The following is a 22595-nucleotide window of genomic DNA, read 5'->3' as shown; positions in this document are numbered from 1 at the left end:
AGAAAGGGTTTACAACCTGCGTTCTGACCATACCAATGAATGACGCTTCCCGACGCGGACCGCGACCTCGTCGTCGCCGAACTCGGCCGTGACCCGACACCGGCCGAGGCGGTGCTCTTCGAGAACCTCTGGAGCGAACACTGTGCCTATCGGTCGTCTCGCCCCCTCCTGTCGGCGTTCGACTCGGAGGGAGACCAGGTCGCCATCGGCCCCGGTGACGACGCCGCCGTCGTCGCACTGGACGACGACACGTACATCACCCTCGGCATCGAGAGCCACAACCACCCCTCGTACGTCGACCCCTACGACGGCGCGGCGACGGGTGTTGGCGGCATCGTCCGCGACACGCTCTCGATGGGCGCGTACCCCATCGCCCTCGCCGACTCCCTGTACTTCGGCGATTTCGACCGCGAGCACTCGCGGTATCTCCTCGACGGCGTCGTCGAGGGAATCGCCGACTACGGGAACGCCATCGGCGTCCCGACGGTGACCGGCGCGACCTCGTTCCACGAAGATTACGAGGGCAACCCCCTCGTCAACGTGGCGTGTGTCGGCCTGCTTTCGGCTGACCGCCTCGTCACCGCCGAAGCACAGAAAGCCGGGAACAAACTCGTCCTCATCGGCAATTCGACCGGCCGCGACGGCCTCGGCGGCGCGTCCTTCGCCAGCGAAGACCTCGCCGAAGACGCCGAAACCGAAGACCGCCCGGCCGTGCAGGTCGGCGACCCCTACACTGAGAAACTCCTCATCGAGTGCAACGAGGCGCTTCTCGACGAGGACCTCGTCGAGTCCGCCCGCGACCTCGGTGCCGCCGGTCTCGGTGGCGCATCGTCGGAACTCGTTGCCAAGGGCGGCTTCGGCGCGCACATCGACCTCAACGAGGTCCACCAGCGCGAACCCAACATGAACGCCTTCGAGATTCTGCTCTCGGAGTCCCAAGAGCGCATGTGCTACGAGGTGACTCCCGAGAACGTCGAGCGCGTCCAAGAACTCGCCGACAAGTTCGACCTCGGAAGCGCCGTCATCGGCGAAGTCGCCGACGGAAACTACGTCTGTACGTTCGACGGCGAGACCGTCGTGGACGTGCCGCCGGAGTTCCTCGCCGAGGGCGCACCGATGAACGACCTCGACGCGACCGAACCCGAATCCGCCGAGCGCGACCTGCCCGACGCGGACCTCGTCGAGGCGTTCGAGGCGGTCGTCGCCGACCCCAACACGGCCTCCAAGCGCTGGGTCTACCGCCAGTACGACCACGAAGTCGGGCTTCGAACTGCCGTCCGACCCGGCGACGACGCCGCGGTTCTCGACATCCCCGAAGCAGACACGAAACTCGCCTTCACGGCGGGTGCAGACCCCAACTGGACGAGCGCGGCCCCGTACGAGGGGTCCCGCGCCGTCGCCTTCGAGAACGCGACAAACCTCGCCGCGAAGGGCGCGACGCCCCTCGCAACCGTGGACTGTCTGAACGGCGGTAACCCCGAGAAACCCGACGTGTACGGCGGCTTCAAGGGAATCGTCGACGGCCTCGCCGACATGTGCAGCGCGCTCTCGGTTCCGGTCGTCGGTGGCAACGTCTCGCTGTACAACGACTCCGTCTCGGGTCCGATTCCCCCGACGCCTACCCTCGCGATGGTCGGCACGGCAGACGGCCGAACGCCCGGCCTCTCGCTCTCTGGCGAGGGCGACCTGTTCGTCGTCGGCACCGCGGGCGACGCACTCGGCGGGTCGACCTACCTCAAAAACGCAGGCGGCGACGACGCCTTCCCTGAACTCCCCGAGGACGAAGACGCCGCGACCGCCGTCGAGACGGTTCGCACTGTCGCCGCGGACGAATCCACGCTCGCCGTCCACGACGTGAGCCACGGCGGGCTCGCCGTCGCGCTGGCCGAGATGGTCACCGACGATGTCGGCGCGGACGTTGCGGTCGAAGACGTGATTTCGCTCTTCGACGAGACGCCCGGCCGCGTCGTGGTCGAGACGACAGACGAAGACGCGCTCCGCGACCTCGCGGGCGACGTGCCAGTCGTCGAACTCGGCACGACGACCGACGACGGCACGCTCACGCTCTCGGTCGGCGACGAGGAACTCGCCTACGAGGCGGGGACGATTGCCGACCTGCGCGACGTGCTGACCCGCGAACTCGACTAAAAAGACGACAGCGTCGTCCTACGGTTCGAGGACGACCTTTCCGCTGCTCTTTCTGTCTTCGATGTACTGGTGCGCCTCGGCGGCGTCTTCGAGTGCGAACGTCTCGCCGACGATGATGTCGAGTTCACCGGACGCCAGTAGATCGGAGAGTTCTGGAACCGCGCCGAGGGCCGACCGCGGGCGCTTTTGCATGGCGTTTCCGAGATGGAATCCGATGACGGACTTGTTCTCGAAGAGGAGACGCGTCGTGTCGGCCTCCGCCACCTCGCCCGAGGCGGCACCGTAGGTGACGACGCGGCCGAAGTCCGAGAGCGCGTCGAGGCTGTGTTGGAACGTCTCGCCGCCGACGCCGTCGAGTACGAGGTCGAGTCCCTCGCCGTCTGTCTCGTCGGCGACCACGTCGCGGAAGTCCTCCTCGGTGTACTGAATCGGGTGGTCGAGGCCGAGGTCGGTCGCGAGGTCGAGTTTCTCCTCGGTGCTGGCGGTGCCGAACGTCTCCGCGCCCGCGAGGTCAGCGAGTTGGACTGCCGCGGTGCCGACACCACCGGCGGCCGCGTGAATCAGCACGCGCTCGCCCTCTTCGAGGCCACCCCACTCGTGGAGGCAGTTGTGGGCCGTGAGGAACTGCACGGGGAAGCCAGCGGCCTCGGCGAACGAGATGGACTCTGGGACGTCGAACAGCGCGTTCGCGGGGGCGGTGACGTACTCGGCGTATGCCCCGGTTCCGGTCATGGCGACGACACGCTCGCCGACCTCTCGTTCGACACCCTCGCCAACGGCGTCGATGGTACCCGCGGCCTCCAGTCCCGGCGTGTACGGCGGAGTTGGACCGTCGCGGTAGTGACCGCGCCGCTGCATGATATCGGCGAAGTTGATTCCTGCTGCCTCGACGGCGATTCGGACCTCGCCCGGACCGGGGTCGGGCGTCTCGGTCTCGCGCACGTCGAGCGTATCGCTTCGTCCGTATTCAGTGACGACGATGGATTTCACGTCACCCGTTGGTCACGGCTCTCATAAAAGCGGAGAGAAAGCGGAAGTTCGTACAAATTGCCGGTTCTACGCGAGGATGAACGGGAGGCCGAACGTAACGGCGACGCCCACGACGAGAACGATGAAGCCGGTCGTAACCTGTCCCATCGTGAAGTCTTGCATCGGAGAGGTGACGCGGCCTTCCTCCCCGGACTCGTGGTCGTCGTGGTCGTGGTCGCCCGAATGATGGTCGTCGCTCATGTTCGAGCCGACGTATTCGCGGTACAAAAACGCACCTAACCGTCGGTGCTGGTTGTCGCCTGCGCGTCCTGAAACCCCTCTCTGTGGCAGTATGCAAGACGTCCACACTCGGCACACAGACCTAAGTTTCGTCCGATACTCACGTCTCGTATGGCTTCGGCCTCCGCAGGCGGGGCGCGTCGGTGGTGGAAAGAGGCGGTCGTCTATCAGGTCTATCCGCGGAGTTTCAACGACTCAGACGGTGATGGCGTCGGCGACATTCAGGGAATCGTCGAGAAGGCCGACTATCTCGCGGACCTCGGCATCGATTGTGTCTGGCTCAACCCTGTCTACGAGTCGCCTAACGTAGACAACGGCTACGACATCTCCGACTACCGCGCCATCATGGACGAGTTCGGGACGATGGCCGACTGGGAAGCCCTCCGGGATGCGCTCCACGACCGCGACATCCGGCTCATCATGGACCTCGTCGTCAACCACACCTCCGACGAGCACGCGTGGTTCGTCAACTCCCGCTCGGCGATAGACGCCGACAAGCGAGACTACTACTGGTGGCGCGAAGGTCGCGACCCTGAAGAAACTGACCTCGACCCCGACGACTACGAGACACCTCCTGGCGTGGACGAAGTCCCACCGAACGACTGGGAGTCTTTCTTCGGCGGCCCCGCGTGGACGTACGACGAAGCCACCGGAGAGTGGTACTTCCACCTCTTCGACGAGCGACAACCGGACCTGAACTGGCAGAATTCGGCCGTCCGAACAGAAGTGTTCGACATGATGCAGTGGTGGCTCGACAAGGGCATCGACGGCTTTCGGATGGACGTCATCAACCTCATCTCCAAACCGGACGGACTGCCGGACACCGACTCGGAACGCGGCATCCAAACCATCGACCGCGTGACGAACGGCCCGCACATTCACGAGTACCTCGGCGAGATGCGCGACCGCGTCCTCGACGAGGACCTGTTGACCATCGGCGAGACGATTGGCGACGAACTTCCGATGGACGTTGCCAGACGCTACACGACGCCCGGACCGAAAGGCGACGGCCTCTCGATGGTGTTCCACTTCGAACACATGCTCCTCGATAGAGGCGACCACATCTGGGAGACAACAGCGTGGGCGCTCCCAGAACTCAAATCGGTCTTCGACCGCTGGCAAGCGGGTCTCGCCGAGGAAGGGTGGAATTCGCTGTACTTCAACAACCACGACCAGCCCCGGCAGGTCTCCCGATTCGGGGATGACGGTGCGTACCGCCGCGAGTCGGCGACGTTGCTTGCGACGCTTCTACACACACTCCGCGGGACGCCCTTCGTCTACCAGGGCGAGGAACTGGGCATGACCAACTATCCCTTCGAATCACTCGACGACTTCCGCGACGTGGACACGCTCAACCCCGTCCGCAGAGCCATCGATGAGGGGACGATATCCGACTTCGACTCGGTGAAAGACGCAGTCTGCGCCAACAGCCGCGACAATGCCCGCACGCCGATGCAGTGGGACGACAGCGAGTACGCGGGGTTCACCGACCCCGCCGCCGAGCCCTGGATGCCGGTCAATCCCAACAAAGACGAAATCAACGTCGCTGACGCCCGCGCCGACCCCGATTCGGTGTGGCACTACTACCGCGACCTCATCTCGCTTCGAAAGGAACGCGACGTGATTGTGTACGGTGACTACGACCCCCTCACGCCCGACCACGAGTCGCTGTGGGTGTACACGCGGACGCTCGAAACTGAAATCGCAGAAGACGCGTCTGCCGACCGAGACGCGAACCGAGACACCATCCTCGTCGTCCTCAACTTCGACAGTAGCGAGACACGGTTCGAACCCCCAAACGAACTCGATGGCCGTCCCGCCGACGTCCTGCTGTCGAACTACGACACGACTGTCGAGGTGGTCGAATCCGAGATGCTCCGACCGTGGGAAGCCCGTATTTACGACCTCGGACGCCGGTAGCGCCGGTAGCGCCTCCAGTGCGCTATTCGGCCAGTACGCACATCTCGAACTGCTGTTCTTCGACGTTCGCTCCGGCGAGGGACGCCTCCGTAACTGCAGGCTGCGACCCCGCAAGCGGAACGACGCGCAGGTTCGACACGTCGCCGACGACTGCCCGAATCGTCCGGTCGATTCGCTCGCGCGCCTCGGACGGGACACTCAACGACACCTCGCGGAAGTGGCAGTCGTCTGGGTCGCCGAGTTCCGAGACGAGGTCGCTGTCGGGCGACTGCAGTTCGATTCGGAACCCCCACGGCGTGACGAGGAACGTCCGGCGCTCGTTTTCCGTCACCGACCAGTCGCGGGCCGTCGCGCGCTCGACGACTGCGGACACGTCCTCGACGACGACGCCGAAGTGGTCGAACGCCAGCTTCGGACCGGGTGTGAGTGTCACGTCTGCCGTGCCGCCGCGATTCGTCTGTAACCGAAGTCGAAAGCCACTCGGCTCGTCTTCCTCGGGAGCCAGCGCGACCGACTCACCCTCGACCGAGCCAAAGCGCGCAACGGGCGTGATTCCGCACGACGAGAGAGCTGTCGCAGCAGCGTCAACGTCAGGGACGTGATAGTGAAGGTGGAACACCTCGGGGAGATTCATACCTCTGACAAATCGGACAGCGGCATGAAGATGGCGCTGCGCGAATCACCGCCAGCGTCGCCTGCCGTAGCCGAAACCGTGAAGCGACTCTTCCGCCAACGATTCGGTAGCGAATGCTCACGAAGCGCATCATCCCCTGTATCGACGTCGACCTCGACGAGGACGGCAATCCGGCAGTCTACACCGGTGTCAACTTCGAGGACCTGAAGTACACGGGCGACCCGGTCGAGATGGCAAAACTGTACAACGAGGCCGGTGCCGACGAGTTCGTCTTCCTCGACATCACCGCCTCCGCGGACGGCCGCGAGACGATGCTCGACACCGTCTCGAAGGTCGCCGACGAGGTGTTTATCCCGCTGACCGTCGGCGGTGGCATCCGAACCCGCGACGACATCAAAGAGACGCTCCGCGCCGGTGCCGACAAGGTCTCTATCAACACCGCCGCGCTGGAGAACCCCTCGCTCATCGAGGAGGGCGCACGCTCGTTCGGCAGCCAGTGCATCGTTATTTCGGTCGACGCCCGCCGCCGCTACGACGAGGAAGGCGAGTACTACGCCGAAGTCGACGGTGAATCCTGCTGGTTCGAGTGCACCATCAAAGGCGGCCGCGAGGGTACTGGCGTGGACGTGGTCGAGTGGTCCCGCGAGGCCGAGTCGCTCGGTGCGGGCGAACTCTTTATCAACTCCATCGACACCGATGGCACGAAGGACGGCTACGACATTCCGCTGACGAAAGCCGTCTGTGACAACGTCTCGACGCCAGTCATCGCCTCGTCGGGCTGTGGCGGTCCCGAAGACATGTACGAGGTGTTCACCGAAGCAGGTGCAGACGCCGGTCTCGCCGCCTCTATTTTCCACTTCGACGAGTACTCTATCCGCGACGTCAAGGAGTACCTCGACGACCACGACGTTCCGGTCCGTCTGTAAGCAGGGGAGCGCGGCCTTTCGACCGAAATTTTCCGGTCGTGCGCTCTCGGTGCAGTCGAAACCAATCTTCACCTCATCAGCGAGCGTACATTTCGTGTATGACTGACGATTCGTGGCGAACTGCCCTCCTCCAGCATCGCGAGCAGAAAGACCGCTTCCTCGCGACCGACCAGCATTCGCCGATTCCACCCGACCAGCGCGAGTATTTCGATGGCCTCGACTACTTCAACCCGGACCCGAACCTCCGGTTCGAACTCGCCCTCGAACAGTACGACGAGCCCGAGACCATCACCATCGGAACGACGACCGACGGCGAGCGCGACTACCTCGTCTGGGGGGCGTTCGAATTCGAAATCGACGGGGAGGCGTACTCTCTCGATGCCTATCGTGCGACACCAGAGGAAGACCGTCTCTGGGTGCCCTTCCGCGACGAGACGAACATGGAAGAGACCTACGGCGCGGGTCGGTATCTCGACCTCGAAGCGGCCGACCGCACCAACGACGGGCAGTGGGTGCTCGACTTCAACTACGCGTACAACCCCTTCTGTGCCTACTCACCGCAGTACGAGTGCCCACTCGTGCCCATGGAAAACTGGCTCGAAGTGCGCATCGAAGCCGGTGAGAAAGCGTACGAGGGGCCGGAGAGCAGTGACAGGAGTCACGAACACGGACACGGACACGAGGACGGGAACGACCACGACCACGAACACGCAGACTGAACATCCGCGACGCTCCCGACGACTGCACCAGTCGCTCACGAGTCGAACACGAAAGAGAGAATCCGGGCGCGCTTAGATTGCGGCTTCGTAGGCTTCCGTGAAGGCGTCGGCGGTGTGCTGAACGCCAGCGGCAGCCTCGGCGAGCGCGTCGAGTGGGTCGACGCCAGATTCGGTCTTAATCGAGAGGACAGGGTCCGTCTGTCCACCGGACTGTTCGGGGTTCACGTCGTAGGTTGCCGCCGTGACACCGTCGGTCTCGAGGAGTTCACCCTTCAGCACGTTCATGAAGGTGTGGTCCTCGCCACCGATTTCGATGCGGAGTTCCTCGTCGGTCTTGTCGATGACCCGCAGTTCCATGGCTCTCCGTTCCCTCCAACGGCGTTTTAACGTTTCGTCTCGGGTACAGCGACCAACTCCGACGCCTCGGCGTCAGCATCGGCGAGCGCGTACTCAGTCCCGTCCTGCTCGACGACGCCCGCTTCGACGAGGTGGTCGAGGTGTGCGAACGCCTCGCCGGGACCGTGGAGGATGTGGATGTTCGAGAGGTCACCGAAGAGGTGCGCGCTGACGGTCCACGCGTCTGCGGGGCCGTGTTCGTCGAGCACCGAGAGGACGCGCTCGGTGCGCTCGCGGTGGTGGTCCGCGATGACGCGTGCTCTCCCCGCGGGGTCGTCGATAACGTCACGGTGCCCCGGCCACGCCCGAGCAAAGTCGAGGTCGACGAGGCGGTCGAGACTGTCGAGATAGGTCGCAAGCGGGCGGTCAACACGGAGGTCCGCACCGCCGACGTTCGGCGTGTACTTCGGCAGAATCGCGTCGCCGACGAACGCCTCGCGACCCTCGTCGCCATCGAACGCGTAGGCGCTCAATCCGGCGGCGTGACCGGGAAGATGGACAACTTCGAGTTCGTCGTCTCCGGCGGCGATTCGGTCGCCGTCCGTGACAGGCGTCACGTCCACCGTATCGCCGCGGAGTTCCTCGTGACCGCCGAGGAACGTCGTCAGCTCGTCGAGCGGTTCCTCCGGAATGCCCCACTCCTCGAATCGGCGTTCGCTGATGCGCCGCTCTTCGGCGATAGCGTCCTCGTCACCGGCGACGAGGGGAGCGTCGTCTTCGTGTACGTACACGGCAGCGTCGCTCTCCGCTTGAATTTCACCTGCAAGTCCGGTGTGGTCGGCGTGCCAGTGCGTCAGGACGATTGCGTCGATGTCGGCGACGTCGTAGCCGAGCGCGTCGAGGCCGTCGTGGAGGTCCTGTCGAACTGCGTCGGTCGCGACGCCGACGTCGACAAGCGTCGGTCTGTCGCCCGGAATGAGATAGGCGTTGTTCCGCCCTTCGAAGACGGTGTTACCAAGCGGGATACGTTCCATACCGCTTCCTTGCCGTCAGTGTTCATGATTTTTCCGAACGAATTCGACGCCGACCGGTTCGCCCAATCGCCCGGTACATTCAAAAGCCGCCGTCGCATCGAATCGCACGTCGAATGCCGGTGGACTTCTACGAACTCCTCGGCGTCGAACGCGACGCCGAGACGGGGGAAATCAAGCAGGCGTTCCGTCAGAAGGCGCGGGAGTACCATCCCGATGTCAACGACGACGAACGAGCGACAGCGCAGTTCACCGTCGTCCGGAAGGCCTACGAAGTCCTCACCGACGACGCCGAGCGCGCCGACTACGACCGGATGGGACACACGAAGTACGTCAACAAGCGGCTCGATGGGCTGACGAAGTTCAAGTTCCCCGGTCGCGCCGGCGACGACGGGTCTGCCTCCTCGTCGTCGCAGTCGAGTTCCTCGTCGTCGCAGTCCTCAGAGTCGTCTCAGAGTGGGTCTACATCCCGGTCCACCGGGTCCAGTCGGACATCTTCGTCGAGCTCGCGCGGGTCTCGGCGGTCGTCGAACCGGTCGTCAAGTTCGTCGTCTAATCGGACATCCTCGTCGCGCTCTCGCTCGTCGAGTTCGTCGCGGTCCTCTCGGTCGAGTCGGAGTTCCAGTCGGTCGTCGACGGCCTCAACGTCGAGTTCGTCCGGCAGCGGTCGTCGGTCGTCTCGGTCCTCACGTTCCTCGCGGTCCTCGGGGTCGTCTCGAACAGGGTCGTCTCGCGGAAGCAAACGCTCCAGTGGCAGTTCGTCACAGGGTGGCTCCACAGGGACCAGCCGTCGATTCGGTGGCGAAGGACCGTCGTCGACTACGTCGTCAGATAGCACGAATCCACTGTGGTACGGTTGGGGGGTCTCGCTTCTCGTCTTGGTGTCGTATCTCGGAAGCCTCGGATGGTACGTCGCGCGCGAGGGGATGGCCCTCGTGACGATGCTCACCTCGCTCGATACTGCGTCCCCGGCCGCGACGCTCTTGGCGGCATCGCCGCTTTCGTTCCCGAGTCTCGCTGCGGTCCAGACGACTGCGGTCACGTCGCCGACGCTGCTGGTCGTGCCGGTGACTGCTGTCGTTCTCTTGATTTCACTTTTCGCGGTGGTCAAACGGTTCGGCCACGCGTGGGCGACGTGGCTCTACGTGGTCGCGGCGGCGGTCCCGATTGGCATCGTCGCCGCGGCGATGCTCGGCGTTCCACGGCCCGTCGTGGTCGACATCCTTGGCCTCGCGGTCTGTCCGGTCGTCGGTGCCGGTGGGTTCGTCGTCGACGTGGGACGCTATCTCTGGGCGTCGCGATAGCGGGCCGCGGTCACGACGCAGGAACGTCGATTCAATATTTCTCCCCGGAGACACGATTTTACTGTCAGCGACCGTTGCGGGCGTATGACCACGCTCGGCGGCAGCGTCCACCGATTTCGCCTCAGAGGAGTGAACGCGTATCTCGTCGAAGACGGGGACGAACTCGTCCTCATCGACGCCGGGACACCGTGGGACCGCGACCGAATCTTCCGTGGCCTCGCGGTCGCCGGGTACAACCCAAGCGACATCGACCGCGTTCTCCTGACGCACTACGACCCTGACCACGTCGGAACGCTGGGGGCGCTCGGTCTCCGCGATTCGGTCCGAATCCACGCCGCCGAACCGGACGCATCCTACGTGACTGGTGACGCGAAACCCTCGTTTGAGACCCATAAAGGCACGTTCCATCACCTCGTCGGTCCATTCCTTCGTCGCCCGACGAACCCCGTCGAACCCATCGACGACGGCGACGAAATCGGCGGGTTCGTCGCGTACCGAACCCCCGGGCACACCGCCGGGCACACCGCATTCGTCCACGAGGAACTCGGCGTCGCGTTCGTCGGCGACATGGTTCGCGAGTCCGGTGGGAAACTCGTTCCCTCGCCGTGGATACTCACCGCCGACACCGACGCGAATCGCGCCAGCATCCGCGAGTTCGCCGAGCAGTGCCCCCCGGTCGATGTCGTCGCGATGGGTCACGGAACTCCAATCGAAGAACACGGGTTTGGCGCGCTGAAGCGCGTCGCCGACCGCGTTTGAACGGTCAATCCGGTACTAATTTCAATGGCTCCACTCGTCGGATAGAGCATGCGAAAGCCCTCCAGGCGGTCGTTTCTCACAGGCGGTGCCACACTCGGACTCGCGTCACTCGCCGGGTGTACTGCGCCCAGTATCGAGACGCGCAAAGCGGAGACACGCGTCGTCTCCCCAGACGGATTCGATTCACTCGAAGTGCGAAATCGAAACGGAACCATCACTATCGAGCCGTGGGCGCAGAACGACGTCGAAGTACAGGTCGTCAAACGCGGGTTCGTCACGGAGGACCTCGATTCGGTTCGCGTCGATATCGGGGGCGACGAGTCGTTGACGGTAGAGCGAGTCGTCCGCGGCGACGACCCCGAACCCGTCGTCGTCGAACTCGAAATCCGTGTTCCGTCGGCCTTCCCCGTGTCTCACGCGTCGACGTCGAACGGCTCTGTCGATATCCAACGGACTGCGGGCGACCTCGAAGTCCAGACAACAAACGGCGACATCGACGTGCAGCGCGTAGACGGATTCGTCGATGCGACAGCCAGCAACGGGAGTGTCTCGGCTCGCGGCGTCGGCGGCCTCGACGGGGTGCGGACGACAAACGGGTCGATAGCGGTAGACGTCTTCTCGATTCGTAGCGACACGAGCATCGAGACGTCGAACGGGGAGATAGACGCCGCGCTCGCGGGCGACCTAGACGCAGAACTCGTCGCCCAAACCTCGACCGAGTCTATCGACGTGAGTGGACTCTCGCTGGCCGACGCTAGCATCTCCAGAACACACGTCGACGGGACGCTCGGAGACGGTGGGCCGACGCTCACGGCGTTGACGAGCAACGGACGTATCGAGCTATCGCTCTTAGGAGAGTAAAGAGCGGGGACCGCGGCCGAGCGCAGGTCCCCGGACTGACCAAGCCACTGCGAGGAGCACCAATCTCACAGTTGCCTGACGCGCCCGGCGGAGTTACTCGAACCACGCGCGTCAACTGCACATTTGACACTGGTTGTAAAAAGTCCTTTGTTTCCGCCAATTAGAACCATGGCATCCAGAAGCACTGTCTAAATGTGCCATTATGTGACTCATTTAGCCCAAATCACTGAACATATAACAACCATCATGGTTCTTACTGGACGAACAGTAGGTAGAATCGTGATGATTTCTAAAAATCGTACGACCAAGCCCCGAATGCGGCAAAAATAGAGGTTATCTGACCAGGTACGGATCGGAACCGGGGATGAACCGACCGAGGTCAGATTCGCGGCGGAAGTCGGTCGACTGGAGCGTCATCAAACCGGTCACGAGTTCGTCGTGGTCGCCGTCGTCCCACTCGATTGGGTCTTTGATTGGGACGATGAGGAAGCCACTTCCACGGAGTTCCTTCCCGTGGAGTGAACCCATGTCTATGTCCGTCTTCCAGGCGACTGCGGAGTAATTCTCTAGGACCTGTTTAGTCGCGACAGCACCCACCGGTAAGAGGACGTGTGCGGCGATGGCGCGGAGTTCAGCGTCGAAGAACCGCTCCATGTCGGTGTAGTCGGCTTTCGTCGGTTGGCCGTCGGGGACGCACATGTGGAGATACGAAAAGAACGTGGCGTCCACCGTCGGTTCGTCGCCCGTCGCGTCGAGGAGTCCCGCCTCGTGAAGTGCCGATTGGAGGCGTTTTCCCGCCTCGTCTGTGAACGGGACGCCGGTTTCGACGCCCCCGTGGACACCGGGATGGTCGCCGATGACGTGGAAGTCGGCGTTCGCGTCACCGTATCCTGGGACGAACTGGTCACACGACGGTCGCATGTCGAACGGGTTACGTGTGCGATCGGTTACGTTCCTCACGCTGTCCTCTGTGCATGCAATCGATAAAGAAGACGTGGTTTACCGCCCGTTTTGACACGAACGAGTGTAATTGTCGTTACCTAGAGTTCGACCCCAGAGGGGATGAGACTCTGGCCGCGAAGCAGGTTTCCGTCCACGTCGTAGACCAAGAACGTGGACTTCTCGAACGTCGCGAAGTGGTCGCCCTCGATTGCGACGTCGACGCGGTACCGACCGTCGTCGTGATCGGAGGTTCGACCGTACTCGCGCGCAGCACCGATAAACTGGAGTACGTCCTCTGCGGGTGCGTTGAGTTCCATCACGTAATCCCCGGTCACCCGGTTTGTGACGCTTACGACCCCTGTGGTCTCCGGGTCGTCGACGGACCCCTGCAAGCGCAGTGTGGCGTCGAGTTCCTCGGCAGCGAGAAGTTCACCGTCAGGGCCTACGAACCGCTCTCGGAGTTCCTCGGCGGGGCCGTAGAAGTCGATAGAAACCGTCGGTTGGAGAGGGGGCTCGTCTTCCCCGTACCAATCGACGTCACGGACGTCAAGTTCGAAGTAGTCACGCCGCATTCCGTACACCTCGTTATATTGCGCCACCTATTAACGTGACGCCATTTGCGTGTCGAGTTTTTAACGTGAGTATCGAGCGACTGCGGCGTCTCCGACGACGCGGTGTGGCCGTCACCACTGTCGGTAGCTTTTACCCATCGGCACGTGGCAATTCGGTATGGTCTGGGTCCGTTCCGAACACGCGGGTGCCCTCTCGGTCGTCGCGACGTGGGTCTGTGCATTCCTCCCGTGGAATCTGATGTATTCTCCGAATATTGCCGGTGGAAGCCTGCTTTTCGTCCGGTTTCCGTTCTTTCAGGTTCGGTTCGCGTGGGGTATCGACGTGGCCCAACGAGTCGCCCTGTCGGACCCGCTCTCCGCCACGGCGTTTCAAGCCGGACAGTCCATCGCCGTCGGCTATAAAGTGTGGTCGGTCGGTGCCGCGGTGATGGCGGTTGCTGTCCTCTTTTCGGTCGTGTACTACACCCAAGAAGAGCGCGTCGAGGACGGACCGGTCGACCCGGTTCGAGTGCTTGGGGGTCTGCTCGGCCTCGCGGGAGTGGTTCTCGCCGCCTCGACGTATCTCCTCGCTACCCGCGGGTTCCCCGGGATTCCGGTCCCGCTCGGCGTGGTTCTCCTCTTCGTCTTCGCTGGCGTCCTCCTGACTGTGGAGCGAGCCTGACAGTGAACGGCGTGGACTATTTAAGTTCTGACCGACCATACCACCCAACCGACTGATTCGGGTGACGATGCAACGAGATACTGCGAACGACGCGGGACAGCCTATCGAGACTCCGTCTGAGCGGGGCATTTTCCGTCTCCTCCGCGACGGCGACTTCGATGCGGCCGCAGCCGAGACCGAGCGCCTCCTCCGGCGCACCGCAGAGATGCTTCGCGGGTCACAGGTCGACGTTCGGCCGTTGAATCCGGACGACACTCCCCTCGGGTCGTTCGAGGTGCCGGACAACCACGAGGAAATCGACCGCTACTGGGTGAACGCCCCGTTCGCGTACGTGGTCATCACCTACGATACGGACGCGACCGCACACGAGTACCACGTGGTCGAACCGGACCTCGACGCGTTCGAAGTCGAACTCCTTCAACGCGTCCGCACAGACATCCGCGACCCGCTGTTGTATCGTCAGAACGCCGACCCCACACAAGAAAGCGCCCTCATTTCGGAACTCACGACGCTGCTGGAGCAGTACGGGCTGGAACTCGACATGAACTCGTTTTACACGCTCCTGTACTACCTCCGGCGCGACTTCCACGGGTACGGTCGTCTCGACCCCTTGATGCACGACCCACACATCGAGGACATCTCCTGTGACGGGTACGACCTCCCGCTTTTCGTCTACCACGACGACTACACCGACATCGTGACGAGCGTCATCTTCGAGAAGGAAGAACTCGACAACTTCGTCATTCGACTCGCCCAACGCTCCGGTCGCCACATCAGCGTCGGCGACCCGGTTCTCGGGACGACGCTTCCGAACGGTGCCCGTGCCGAACTCGCACTCGGCGAAGAAGTGACCCCGCGCGGGTCGGCGTTCACCATCCGTATGTACGCCGAAGAGCCGTTTACGCCCATCGACCTCGTCGAATACGGGACGTTCTCTATCGAGCAGATGGCGTACCTGTGGCTCTGTATCGAGAACAACAAGAGCCTCATCTTCGCGGGCGGGACCGCGTCCGGGAAGACCACTTCGATGAACGCGGTGTCGATGTTCGTCCCTCCGCGGTCGAAGGTCCTCTCTATCGAGGACACCCGCGAACTGGCCCTCTACCACGACAACTGGCTGTCGTCGGTCACGCGCGACCGCATCCACGAGGGGACAGACATCACGATGTACGACCTGTTGCGGTCGGCGCTCCGCCATCGCCCCGAGTACATCATCGTGGGTGAGGTGCGCGGGAACGAGGCCGTGACGCTCTTTCAGGCGATGAACACGGGCCACACGACGTTCTCGACGATGCACGCAGACAGCATCGAGACGGTCATCAACCGACTGGAAAACGAACCAATCAACGTCCCGCGTGCGATGGTCCAGTCGCTCGACCTGCTGTGTGTCCAGACGCTCACCCGCCTCGATGGAGAGCGTGTGCGCCGGTCGAAAGCCATCGGCGAAATCGGGACTATCGACCAGCGAACTGGCGAACTCGACTACTCGGCGGCGTTTTCGTGGGACCCAGAAAACGACTCGTTCGACCAGAGCGACAGTTCGCTTCTCGACCAGATTCAACGCGAAAACGGGTGGTCACGGACGGAACTCCGCCGCGAACTGCGACAGCGCGAGCGCTTCCTCCAGTATCTGCTCGACAAAGACGTCTCGGACTACCGCCGCTTTACCGCCCTCATCAACGAGTACTACGCCGACTCGGACGCCGTGATGAAGCGCGTCGAGGCGGACGAAGACGTTTCAGACGCTGGCGTGGGGCTTTGAGATGGACTTCGGCCTGTACTACCTCCCGCTTGTCGCCGCGGTGCTTCTCGTCTTACCGGTCGTCCTCGCCCCGGTAAGCCGCCGCGCCGACTTGCTCGTCTCGCAGGTCGCACTCCCAATCTTCGGCTTCTACGTCGCAAACGAGAACCCGCGACGGCGCATGCAACGCTGGCGACTCCGTGCTGCCCACGTCGACGTGACCCACCGCGTCTATGCGTCTCGAACGCTTCTCATGGCCGCAGTCTTCGGTATCGCCGGGAGCGTCTTCGGCGTCTACGCCGCGGGAGGGGTGCTTCAGGCGCTCTCGGTCTCGGGCGAGGCGATTCGGACCAGCCTTCCACCGGCGCTACAGTTCCTCGGAAACCTCACGACGCTCGACGAACTCTCACTTCGCGACCTGTTCGTGCTCTTGTTGTTCTCCAGTGCGACGATTGGGGCGCTTCTCTCGCTTGGCGTGTACTGGATTCGGTGGTACTACCTCACCGAGCGGACGAAGACCCGCTCGACCGAGATCGAGGCGACGATGCCGCGAACGGTCGCGTTCATCTTCGCGCTGTCGCGCTCGGGGATGCCGTTTCCGCAGGTGCTCGAAACGCTCGCGCGGAACGAAGCCGTGTACGGAGAGGCCGCACGTGAGGTCGCAATCGTCGTCCGCGACATGGACGGGTTCGGGACCGACGTGCTCACCGCGTTGCAGACGATGTCCGAACGGACCCCGAGTCCGAGCCTCGAAGAGTTCGCAGAGAACCTCGCGAGCGTCCTCGGAAGCGGTCGGAACCTCTCGTCGTTCCTCCACGAACAGTACGAACGATTCGAAGCAGAAGCAGAGGCTCAACAACAACAATACCTCGAACTCCTCTCGACGTTCGCCGAGGTGTACGTCACCGTCCTCGTCGCTGGCCCGCTGTTTTTCATCACCGTCCTCGTGGTCATCGGCCTCGTCCTCGCGGAGACGCTCACGTTCATCAGGTTCGTCGGCTACGTCGGCATCCCGCTGGCGAGTTTCGGCTTCGTCGTCTACATCGACAGCGTCACCCAATCACTTCGCGGAACGGTCGCGACCGACGACGAGAGCACGGCAGGCGACTCAGTGCTGAGTGCAGGCGGGGTGCAGGCAGGCCAACAACACTCGGTGACAGACGGGGGAGAGTCGACGACCGTACAGCGACATCGGGAACTACTCGAGGCCTACGACCGCCTGTACTGGGTCCGTAAGTGGCTCAATCGCCCGCTGGAAACGCTCAGCCGCTACCCCGCCGCGACGCTGGTGGTGACCGCCCCGCTCGGTATCGTCTGGGTCGTCCTCCAGTCGAACGTGGCACCCGGTATGTCGCCGGTCGACATCGTCGCGGCGGTCGACCGCCACGTGGTCGAAGCGACCATCGTCGCGCTGCTCGTCATCGCGGGCGTCCACGAGATTCGAAAACGTCGGATTCGGGCTATCGAGCGGAGCATGCCTGACTTCCTCGACCGACTCGCCAGCGTCAACGAGGCGGGACTGACGATTATTCAGAGTCTCCGTCGCGTGTCGTCGTCCGACCTCGGACCGCTCGGCGAAGAGATTTCGCGCACCGTCCGCGACATCGACTGGGGCGCAGACGCTCGGACGGCGCTTCACCGGATGGACCAGCGGACGCAAAGCCCGATGGTCTCACGCTCCGTCACGCTCATCACGAACGCCATGCGCGCGAGTGGCGACCTCGCGCCCGTGCTCCGAATCGCGGCCGACGAGGCACAGGACAGTCGCCGTCTCGCCCGCGAACGCCGACAGGAGATGGTCACCTACCTCATCGTTATCTACATCTCGTTTTTCGTCTTCCTCGGCATCGTCGTCGCTCTGACGGTCTCGTTCATTCCTGCAGTCGAGCAGGCGAGCGCCGGCAACGTCGGGGCTGGCGAGGTTGCTGGCGTCTCTTCGGGGGCGTTCTCCGGTCTCCGTGACGTAGACACGACCGCCTACACCGTCCTGTTTTACCACCTCTCGGTGATTCAGGGCCTCTGTTCCGGCCTCATCGCGGGCCAACTGGGCGAAGGACAGGTCGCCGACGGCATCAAACACGCAGCGGTCCTGTTGATAATCACCTACGCCGTCTTCCTCTTTATCTGACTGCGCGACCGGGAGGAGGTGATGTGGCGCGGCGTGGTGTGGCGCGGTGTGATGTGGTTCGGCGTGTCCACGCTGCACCCGACTGTGACACCGGCAACGACCCGTGCGGTCTTTGTCGTGGTGTCTCTATCGACCGACATGGACGAATCCCGAGCGGCGGTTCGCGAGACGTACGACCGCATCGCATCGCACTTCGCGTCCACGCGCGAGTATCCGTGGCCCGAAGTGGAGTCGTTCGTCACCGAATCGACGGCGGACTCGCCTGCAACGCGCGCGCTCGACCTCGGGTGTGGAAACGGGCGGCACGTCGAACTGCTCTCCTCGCACGCCGACGAAGTGGTCGGACTGGACGTGAGTCGCGGCTTACTGCTCGAAGCGACGTCGCGGGCGAGCGAGCGAGACTTCGAGGCGCGACTCGTGCAAGGAGACGCGGCGCGTCTCCCGTTTTCGGACGACGCCTTCGATTTGGCCGTCTACGTGGCGACGCTCCACCACCTCGCACCCCGGGAGACCCGCGTCGAGAGCCTGAACGAACTCGCGCGCGTCCTCGATTCGGACGGGCGAGCGGTCGTCAGCGCGTGGAGCACCGCCCACGACACCTTCGACCGGGAGGACGGTTTCGACACCGAAGTCGACTGGACGCTCCCCGGTGGCGAGACTGTGCCCCGTTTTTACCACATCTACGCGCCCGACGAGTTCGACGACGACCTCGCCGCGAGCGACCTGTCTGTCGTCGAATCGCGGGTTTCGAGCGGGAACTGTTACGCTGTTGTGTCTGGGTTGTAAGCGGCGGCCGTCTCGCCTCCTACGACTGTTGGTAACATGTAGCGAGTGGATACTGCGAGCGCACAGGAGGTGTGGGCTTAAGACGGGTGCGACAAATCAGATTGTATGACCGAAGCCGACGAACGACAGGAGTACGAGGTTGTCGTCGTAGGTGGCGGCCCTGCGGGGTTGCAAACTGCGCTCTACACGACGCGACTGGGACACGACACCGCACTCGTCGACCGCGGTGGCGGCCGCGCGGCGATGATGCTCGACACCCACAACGTCATCGGCGTCACCGAGGACGTCTCTGGAAACGAATTTCTCGAAACCGCACGAACCCAACTCGAAGACTACGGCACCGACATCCACCGCGACTTCGTGACCGAAGCCGAACAGTTGGACGACGGTCGATTCCGCCTCGTCGCGAACGACGGTGAGTTCGTCGCAGAGCGCGTCGTTCTCGGCGTCGGATTCAACGACAAACGTCCAGAGCCGCCGCTTCCGCGGACTGGCAAGGGACTGCACTACTGTCTCCACTGTGACGCCTACATGTTCGTCGACGAGTCGGTGTACGTCATGGGCCACTCGGACTCCGCGGCCTACGTGGCGATGATTATGCTCAACTTCACCGACGACGTGGACATTCTCCTTCGCGGTGAGGAGCCGTCGTGGTCCGACGAGACGGACGAACTCGTGCGCGCGCACCCTGTCGGTATCGTCTCCGAGGAGATTTTGGGCATGAACAAGCGCGACGACGGCTGGCTGGAGAGCTTCGAGTTCGAAGACGGGACCGTCCGCGAGTACAAAGGTGGCTTCGCGATGTACGGTTCGGAGTACAACACGGCGCTCTTCGAACAACTCGGCGTGGAACTGAACGACGACGAGACGGTCCCGGTCGACGACCACGGCCGGACGAACGTCGAGGGCGTCTTCGCCGTCGGCGACATCACGCCCGGGCACAACCAGATTCCCGTCGCAATGGGGAAGGGAGCGAAAGCCGGCATCGCCATCCACATGGAACTCCGCGAGTTCCCGAAGAGTCTCGACGAGATTCGCACCGAGGGGTCCGTCGGCGAGGCAGACGTGCCCGGCATCTCGCCGGAGTTGCTGGCGAAAGCAAAGCAGTTCAACGCTTCCCACGCTGACGACTAACACGGGCTATTCGGGTTATTGACCCCGTAATTCGGCGAAATCCGGGGAAATTCGGGGTTCGTAAATACCCTCCTCAAGTTCTCGGAGCGAGTAGTGTCTGTTACGATGAACACTCACAGATTTGCGACTGTTCTCGTCGCACTCCTGGTCCTCTTGGCCGGGTGTGCAGGCGGGAGTGGAACACTGACTGATGCGCCATCTGGCGCAGACGGTGACGGCACCGCTTCTGGAGACCAAGCCACCCAGACGGGCACACTGAACTTCTACGTGAGCGACGAGCAGAACGCAATCGCCGACTTCGAACACCTCAACGTCACCATCGAGCGCGTGACGTTGATGAAGGCGAACAGTGACTCGGATGGTGACTCCGAAGACGCCGACGCCGAGGCTGAGGCCGAAGCAGAAGCTGAAGCGGAAGCCGAAGCAGACGACGACGCGGACGACAGTGGGAAAGTCACCTACGAGGTCGACAACGTGACCGTGGACCTGACCCAACTGCAGGGCGACAAGGCATCGCTCGTGGGAAGCTACGACGTGCCCGAAGGCAACTACACGAAGGTGTTCGTCCACGTGGGCGAGGTCAACGGGACGCTCAAGACGGGCGAGCAGGTGAACGTCAAGCTTCCGAGCGAGAAGCTCCACCTCAACTCGAACTTCGAAGTCGGCAACGGTGAGGACGTGGACTTCGTCTTCGACATCACCGCGTTCAAGGCTGGCAAGAGCGGGAAGTACATCCTTAAGCCCGTTATCAGCGAGTCCGGGACGAACGTCCCCATCGAGGACGTCGGCGCAGATGCGGCCGACTCTGAAGGCGAGCACGAATCTGAGGACGAGTCCTCGGACGCAGAAGTAACCGCCAGTTTCGATGGCAACGTCACGGCCGGTGAGAACGCGACGCTCGTGGTCTCCCAGAACGAGACGCCCGTCGAGAACGCCACCGTCAACGTGAACGGTGAGGACGTCGGGACGACAGACGCCGACGGGGGACTCGTGGTCTCCATCCCCGACGCCGACGAGGTGACGGTGAAAGTCACTGACGGCGACGCAGAAGCCGAGTTGGAGTACGAATTCGGCGAAGACGACGAGAAGAAGCCCGATAACCCCGGAAAATCGGGAGACACGGACGCCTGACGAAAAAGGTAACATCCTTATTGGGGCGTCGAGAATGAGGGAATAGACGTTGCCTCAGAGCGCCGGTGTCTCGGCCGACCGAAGGTCGGTCGAGGCTCGGCGCGAACGAGTGTAACGAGTGAGCGCCGGTGTTGAGACGGACGGCGTCCGTCGATGCTCGGTGCGAATGCAATGAGCGCCGGTGGTCTAGTGGCAGGACCTGAGCCTTCCAAGCTCATGGCCCGGGTTCAAATCCCGGCCGGCGCACTTTCTGAACGGAACCAAACGAGGAGTCGTTAGACTCCGAGTTCCGTGGAGTGAAGAAGTGCGACCCAGAGGGATTTGAATCAGGGAGCGACGCGAGCGAAGCGAGCAGAGCGACCGAGGTTCAAATCCCGGTGAAGCCCTGCTTCACCGACCTTCGCAAACCTTCGGTTTGCTCAGTCCCGGCCGGCGCACTTCCGGCGAGACACGTCTCGCCGACGTCCCGTTCGCGTTGCTCACGGGACTCCCTGCGGTCGTTTGCCGCCCGATATCCCGCTCGCATACGCTCGCGGGACTCCCGGTGAGGCAGAGCCTCACCGACGTTCACCTCGCTTCGATCGGTGAACTCCCGGCCGGCGCACTTTCTGAACGGAACCAAACGAGGAGTCGTTAGACTCCGAACTCACAGTTGCAGCAACGAACGAAGCCGGGTGAGCAACCCGCCTTGCAACTCGAAGACCTGCTCCATCTCGTCTTCGGACAGTTGGAAGTCGAAGATATCGATGTTCTCTGCCAAGTGGCGCTCCTGAGACGCCTTGGGGATTGCAGCGACGTGCTCCTGTTGGACGAGCCATCGCAGGGCGACTTGCGCTGGCGTCTTTCCGTGGCGAGCCCCAATCTCTTGGAGCGTCTCGTCCGACAGTCCGGACCCCAGATTCAACGGACTGTACGCCGTCAGCAACACGTCGTTTTCGATGCAGAACTCCAAGAGGCTGCGCTGACTCTTGAACGGGTGGTACTCGACCTGATTGGTGAGTATCGGAGTCGCGGACGCCTGCATCGCCTCCCGTAACTGACTCACCGAGAAGTTGCTGACGCCGATGTGTTTCACCGCTCCCTGCTCTTGCAGTTCGTTCATCGCCCGCACCGACTCACTGACGGGAACCGACCGACTCGGGGCGTGAATCAACAGCAAGTCCACGTACTCCATCTGCAAGCGTTCGAGGCTCTCCGCGAATGAATCCAGCACGTCGTCGTATCGGAGGTTCCCCCGGAGAATCTTCGTGACCAAGAAAGCCTCGTCGCGGTCGACGCCCGACTGGGCCACCGCGTCGCCGACCGCATCCTCGTTTTTGTACATCTGCGCGGTGTCGATGTGTCGATACCCAAGTTCCAACCCGGTCGTCACCGCCTGACGACACTCGTCACCCCTCATGCGGGCGGTTCCGAGCCCCAACGCCGTGACCGCCACCCCGTGCACCGAAACGGACTCCATAAGCTGTATTTCGAGTCAAGAATGCAAGAAGATGCTGCTGGTGGGGGGTCACTGACGAATTTTGGGGGTAGTTCAGCCTGGTGACACAGTCCGAACCAGATAGCAGGTAGACTCGGCATCACCCAAAACCACCG

Annotated in this window: 21 protein-coding genes and 1 tRNA gene; 14 read left to right on the top strand and 8 right to left on the bottom strand. The window is 62.9% G+C overall.

Annotated features, from left to right (window positions below):
* The first annotated feature begins 39 nt into the window (after window positions 1-39).
* A complete protein-coding gene (gene purL / locus C453_RS07360; RefSeq protein ID WP_008323631.1) occupies window positions 40-2148 on the top strand; it encodes a phosphoribosylformylglycinamidine synthase subunit PurL in 2109 nt (702 codons plus the stop codon).
* An 18-nt stretch (window positions 2149-2166) separates the two neighbouring features.
* Here purL and C453_RS07355 read toward each other — a convergent pair whose 3' ends face one another.
* On the bottom strand, window positions 2167-3138 hold the full coding sequence (locus C453_RS07355) for a quinone oxidoreductase family protein (protein WP_008323630.1): 972 nt from the start codon (window positions 3136-3138) through the stop codon (window positions 2167-2169).
* A gap of 66 nt (window positions 3139-3204) precedes the next feature.
* A complete protein-coding gene (locus C453_RS20390; RefSeq protein WP_008323629.1) occupies window positions 3205-3405 on the bottom strand; it encodes a DUF7550 family protein in 201 nt (66 codons plus the stop codon).
* Between the two features lie 123 nt (window positions 3406-3528).
* On the opposite strand from C453_RS20390, the gene C453_RS07350 reads away from it, so the two are divergent.
* Window positions 3529-5337, top strand: coding sequence for a glycoside hydrolase family 13 protein (locus C453_RS07350; protein ID WP_008323628.1), 1809 nt, complete (start codon window positions 3529-3531; stop codon window positions 5335-5337).
* Window positions 5338-5359: 22 nt separating this feature from the next.
* Here the strand turns inward: C453_RS07350 and C453_RS07345 are convergent, their stop codons facing one another.
* Window positions 5360-5971, bottom strand: coding sequence for a VOC family protein (locus tag C453_RS07345; protein ID WP_008323627.1), 612 nt, complete (start codon window positions 5969-5971; stop codon window positions 5360-5362).
* 113 nt (window positions 5972-6084) lie between these two features.
* On the opposite strand from C453_RS07345, the gene hisF reads away from it, so the two are divergent.
* Together hisF and C453_RS07335 are read left to right on the top strand one after the other, a co-directional pair.
* Window positions 6085-6897, top strand: a complete 813-nt coding sequence (gene hisF, locus C453_RS07340; RefSeq protein WP_008323626.1) for an imidazole glycerol phosphate synthase subunit HisF — start codon at window positions 6085-6087, stop codon at window positions 6895-6897.
* Between the two features lie 98 nt (window positions 6898-6995).
* A complete protein-coding gene (locus C453_RS07335) occupies window positions 6996-7616 on the top strand; it encodes a DUF1684 domain-containing protein (RefSeq protein WP_008323625.1) in 621 nt (206 codons plus the stop codon).
* A gap of 72 nt (window positions 7617-7688) precedes the next feature.
* Here C453_RS07335 and C453_RS07330 read toward each other — a convergent pair whose 3' ends face one another.
* On the bottom strand, window positions 7689-7973 hold the full coding sequence (locus C453_RS07330; RefSeq protein ID WP_007539164.1) for a DNA-directed RNA polymerase subunit L: 285 nt from the start codon (window positions 7971-7973) through the stop codon (window positions 7689-7691).
* Window positions 7974-7999: 26 nt separating this feature from the next.
* The gene (locus tag C453_RS07325) at window positions 8000-8986 is read right to left on the bottom strand and encodes an MBL fold metallo-hydrolase (protein ID WP_008323620.1); all 987 of its coding nucleotides are present in this window, start codon (window positions 8984-8986) and stop codon (window positions 8000-8002) included.
* Between the two features lie 113 nt (window positions 8987-9099).
* Here C453_RS07325 and C453_RS07320 point away from each other — a divergent pair, with 113 nt between their 5' ends.
* The 3 genes from C453_RS07320 to C453_RS07310 all read left to right on the top strand — a co-directional run bounded on the left by C453_RS07320 (window position 9100) and on the right by C453_RS07310 (window position 11907).
* Window positions 9100-10287, top strand: coding sequence for a J domain-containing protein (locus C453_RS07320; RefSeq protein WP_049907568.1), 1188 nt, complete (start codon window positions 9100-9102; stop codon window positions 10285-10287).
* Between the two features lie 84 nt (window positions 10288-10371).
* On the top strand, window positions 10372-11046 hold the full coding sequence (locus C453_RS07315; RefSeq protein WP_008323616.1) for an MBL fold metallo-hydrolase: 675 nt from the start codon (window positions 10372-10374) through the stop codon (window positions 11044-11046).
* Between the two features lie 48 nt (window positions 11047-11094).
* Window positions 11095-11907, top strand: a complete 813-nt coding sequence (locus C453_RS07310; RefSeq protein WP_008323615.1) for a DUF4097 family beta strand repeat-containing protein — start codon at window positions 11095-11097, stop codon at window positions 11905-11907.
* Window positions 11908-12240: 333 nt separating this feature from the next.
* On the opposite strand, the gene C453_RS07305 is transcribed toward C453_RS07310, so the two are convergent.
* Complete coding sequence (locus C453_RS07305) at window positions 12241-12867, bottom strand: uracil-DNA glycosylase family protein (RefSeq protein ID WP_193788057.1); 627 nt, start codon at window positions 12865-12867, stop codon at window positions 12241-12243.
* A gap of 80 nt (window positions 12868-12947) precedes the next feature.
* Entirely contained in the window at window positions 12948-13421 is a 474-nt protein-coding gene (locus C453_RS07300; RefSeq protein WP_008323613.1) for a DUF5793 family protein, read from the bottom strand.
* A gap of 157 nt (window positions 13422-13578) precedes the next feature.
* Between C453_RS07300 and C453_RS07295 the strand changes: the two genes are divergently transcribed.
* The 7 genes from C453_RS07295 to C453_RS07265 all read left to right on the top strand — a co-directional run bounded on the left by C453_RS07295 (window position 13579) and on the right by C453_RS07265 (window position 21248).
* Window positions 13579-14082, top strand: coding sequence for a DUF7549 family protein (locus C453_RS07295; protein ID WP_008323612.1), 504 nt, complete (start codon window positions 13579-13581; stop codon window positions 14080-14082).
* 67 nt (window positions 14083-14149) lie between these two features.
* Window positions 14150-15844: a type II/IV secretion system ATPase subunit gene (locus C453_RS07290; protein ID WP_008323611.1), complete on the top strand. Its 1695-nt coding sequence runs from the start codon at window positions 14150-14152 to the stop codon at window positions 15842-15844.
* A gap of 1 nt (window position 15845) precedes the next feature.
* Entirely contained in the window at window positions 15846-17951 is a 2106-nt protein-coding gene (locus C453_RS07285) for a type II secretion system F family protein (RefSeq protein ID WP_008323610.1), read from the top strand.
* A 138-nt stretch (window positions 17952-18089) separates the two neighbouring features.
* Entirely contained in the window at window positions 18090-18737 is a 648-nt protein-coding gene (locus C453_RS07280) for a class I SAM-dependent methyltransferase (protein WP_193788056.1), read from the top strand.
* Window positions 18738-18842: 105 nt separating this feature from the next.
* Window positions 18843-19871, top strand: coding sequence for an NAD(P)/FAD-dependent oxidoreductase (locus C453_RS07275; RefSeq protein WP_008323608.1), 1029 nt, complete (start codon window positions 18843-18845; stop codon window positions 19869-19871).
* A gap of 105 nt (window positions 19872-19976) precedes the next feature.
* Entirely contained in the window at window positions 19977-21002 is a 1026-nt protein-coding gene (locus C453_RS07270; RefSeq protein WP_008323607.1) for a DUF4382 domain-containing protein, read from the top strand.
* Window positions 21003-21177: 175 nt separating this feature from the next.
* Window positions 21178-21248 (top strand) — tRNA-Gly (locus C453_RS07265).
* A 400-nt stretch (window positions 21249-21648) separates the two neighbouring features.
* On the opposite strand, the gene C453_RS07260 is transcribed toward C453_RS07265, so the two are convergent.
* Complete coding sequence (locus C453_RS07260; protein WP_008323606.1) at window positions 21649-22461, bottom strand: aldo/keto reductase; 813 nt, start codon at window positions 22459-22461, stop codon at window positions 21649-21651.
* Between the last annotated feature and the right edge of the window lie 134 nt (window positions 22462-22595).

The organism is Haloferax elongans ATCC BAA-1513, assembly GCF_000336755.1.
Classification (GTDB): Archaea; Halobacteriota; Halobacteria; order Halobacteriales; family Haloferacaceae; genus Haloferax; species Haloferax elongans.
The sequence above is the reverse complement of the archived record's forward strand: the minus strand, read 5'-3'. Positions and strand labels throughout refer to the sequence as shown.

Excerpts from the sequence above, each read along its gene's own strand:
- purL (WP_008323631.1), top strand. The coding sequence starts at position 40 with ATGACGCTTCCCGACGCGGACCGCGACCTCGTCGTCGCCGAACTCGGC.
- C453_RS07350 (WP_008323628.1), top strand. The coding sequence starts at position 3,529 with ATGGCTTCGGCCTCCGCAGGCGGGGCGCGTCGGTGGTGGAAAGAGGCG.
- C453_RS07345 (WP_008323627.1), bottom strand. The coding sequence starts at position 5,971 with ATGAATCTCCCCGAGGTGTTCCACCTTCACTATCACGTCCCTGACGTT.
- hisF (WP_008323626.1), top strand. The coding sequence starts at position 6,085 with ATGCTCACGAAGCGCATCATCCCCTGTATCGACGTCGACCTCGACGAG.
- C453_RS07335 (WP_008323625.1), top strand. The coding sequence starts at position 6,996 with ATGACTGACGATTCGTGGCGAACTGCCCTCCTCCAGCATCGCGAGCAG.
- C453_RS07330 (WP_007539164.1), bottom strand. The coding sequence starts at position 7,973 with ATGGAACTGCGGGTCATCGACAAGACCGACGAGGAACTCCGCATCGAA.
- C453_RS07325 (WP_008323620.1), bottom strand. The coding sequence starts at position 8,986 with ATGGAACGTATCCCGCTTGGTAACACCGTCTTCGAAGGGCGGAACAAC.
- C453_RS07320 (WP_049907568.1), top strand. The coding sequence starts at position 9,100 with ATGCCGGTGGACTTCTACGAACTCCTCGGCGTCGAACGCGACGCCGAG.
- C453_RS07315 (WP_008323616.1), top strand. The coding sequence starts at position 10,372 with ATGACCACGCTCGGCGGCAGCGTCCACCGATTTCGCCTCAGAGGAGTG.
- C453_RS07310 (WP_008323615.1), top strand. The coding sequence starts at position 11,095 with ATGCGAAAGCCCTCCAGGCGGTCGTTTCTCACAGGCGGTGCCACACTC.
- C453_RS07300 (WP_008323613.1), bottom strand. The coding sequence starts at position 13,421 with ATGCGGCGTGACTACTTCGAACTTGACGTCCGTGACGTCGATTGGTAC.
- C453_RS07295 (WP_008323612.1), top strand. The coding sequence starts at position 13,579 with ATGGTCTGGGTCCGTTCCGAACACGCGGGTGCCCTCTCGGTCGTCGCG.
- C453_RS07290 (WP_008323611.1), top strand. The coding sequence starts at position 14,150 with ATGCAACGAGATACTGCGAACGACGCGGGACAGCCTATCGAGACTCCG.
- C453_RS07285 (WP_008323610.1), top strand. The coding sequence starts at position 15,846 with ATGGACTTCGGCCTGTACTACCTCCCGCTTGTCGCCGCGGTGCTTCTC.
- C453_RS07280 (WP_193788056.1), top strand. The coding sequence starts at position 18,090 with ATGGACGAATCCCGAGCGGCGGTTCGCGAGACGTACGACCGCATCGCA.
- C453_RS07275 (WP_008323608.1), top strand. The coding sequence starts at position 18,843 with ATGACCGAAGCCGACGAACGACAGGAGTACGAGGTTGTCGTCGTAGGT.
- C453_RS07270 (WP_008323607.1), top strand. The coding sequence starts at position 19,977 with ATGAACACTCACAGATTTGCGACTGTTCTCGTCGCACTCCTGGTCCTC.
- C453_RS07260 (WP_008323606.1), bottom strand. The coding sequence starts at position 22,461 with ATGGAGTCCGTTTCGGTGCACGGGGTGGCGGTCACGGCGTTGGGGCTC.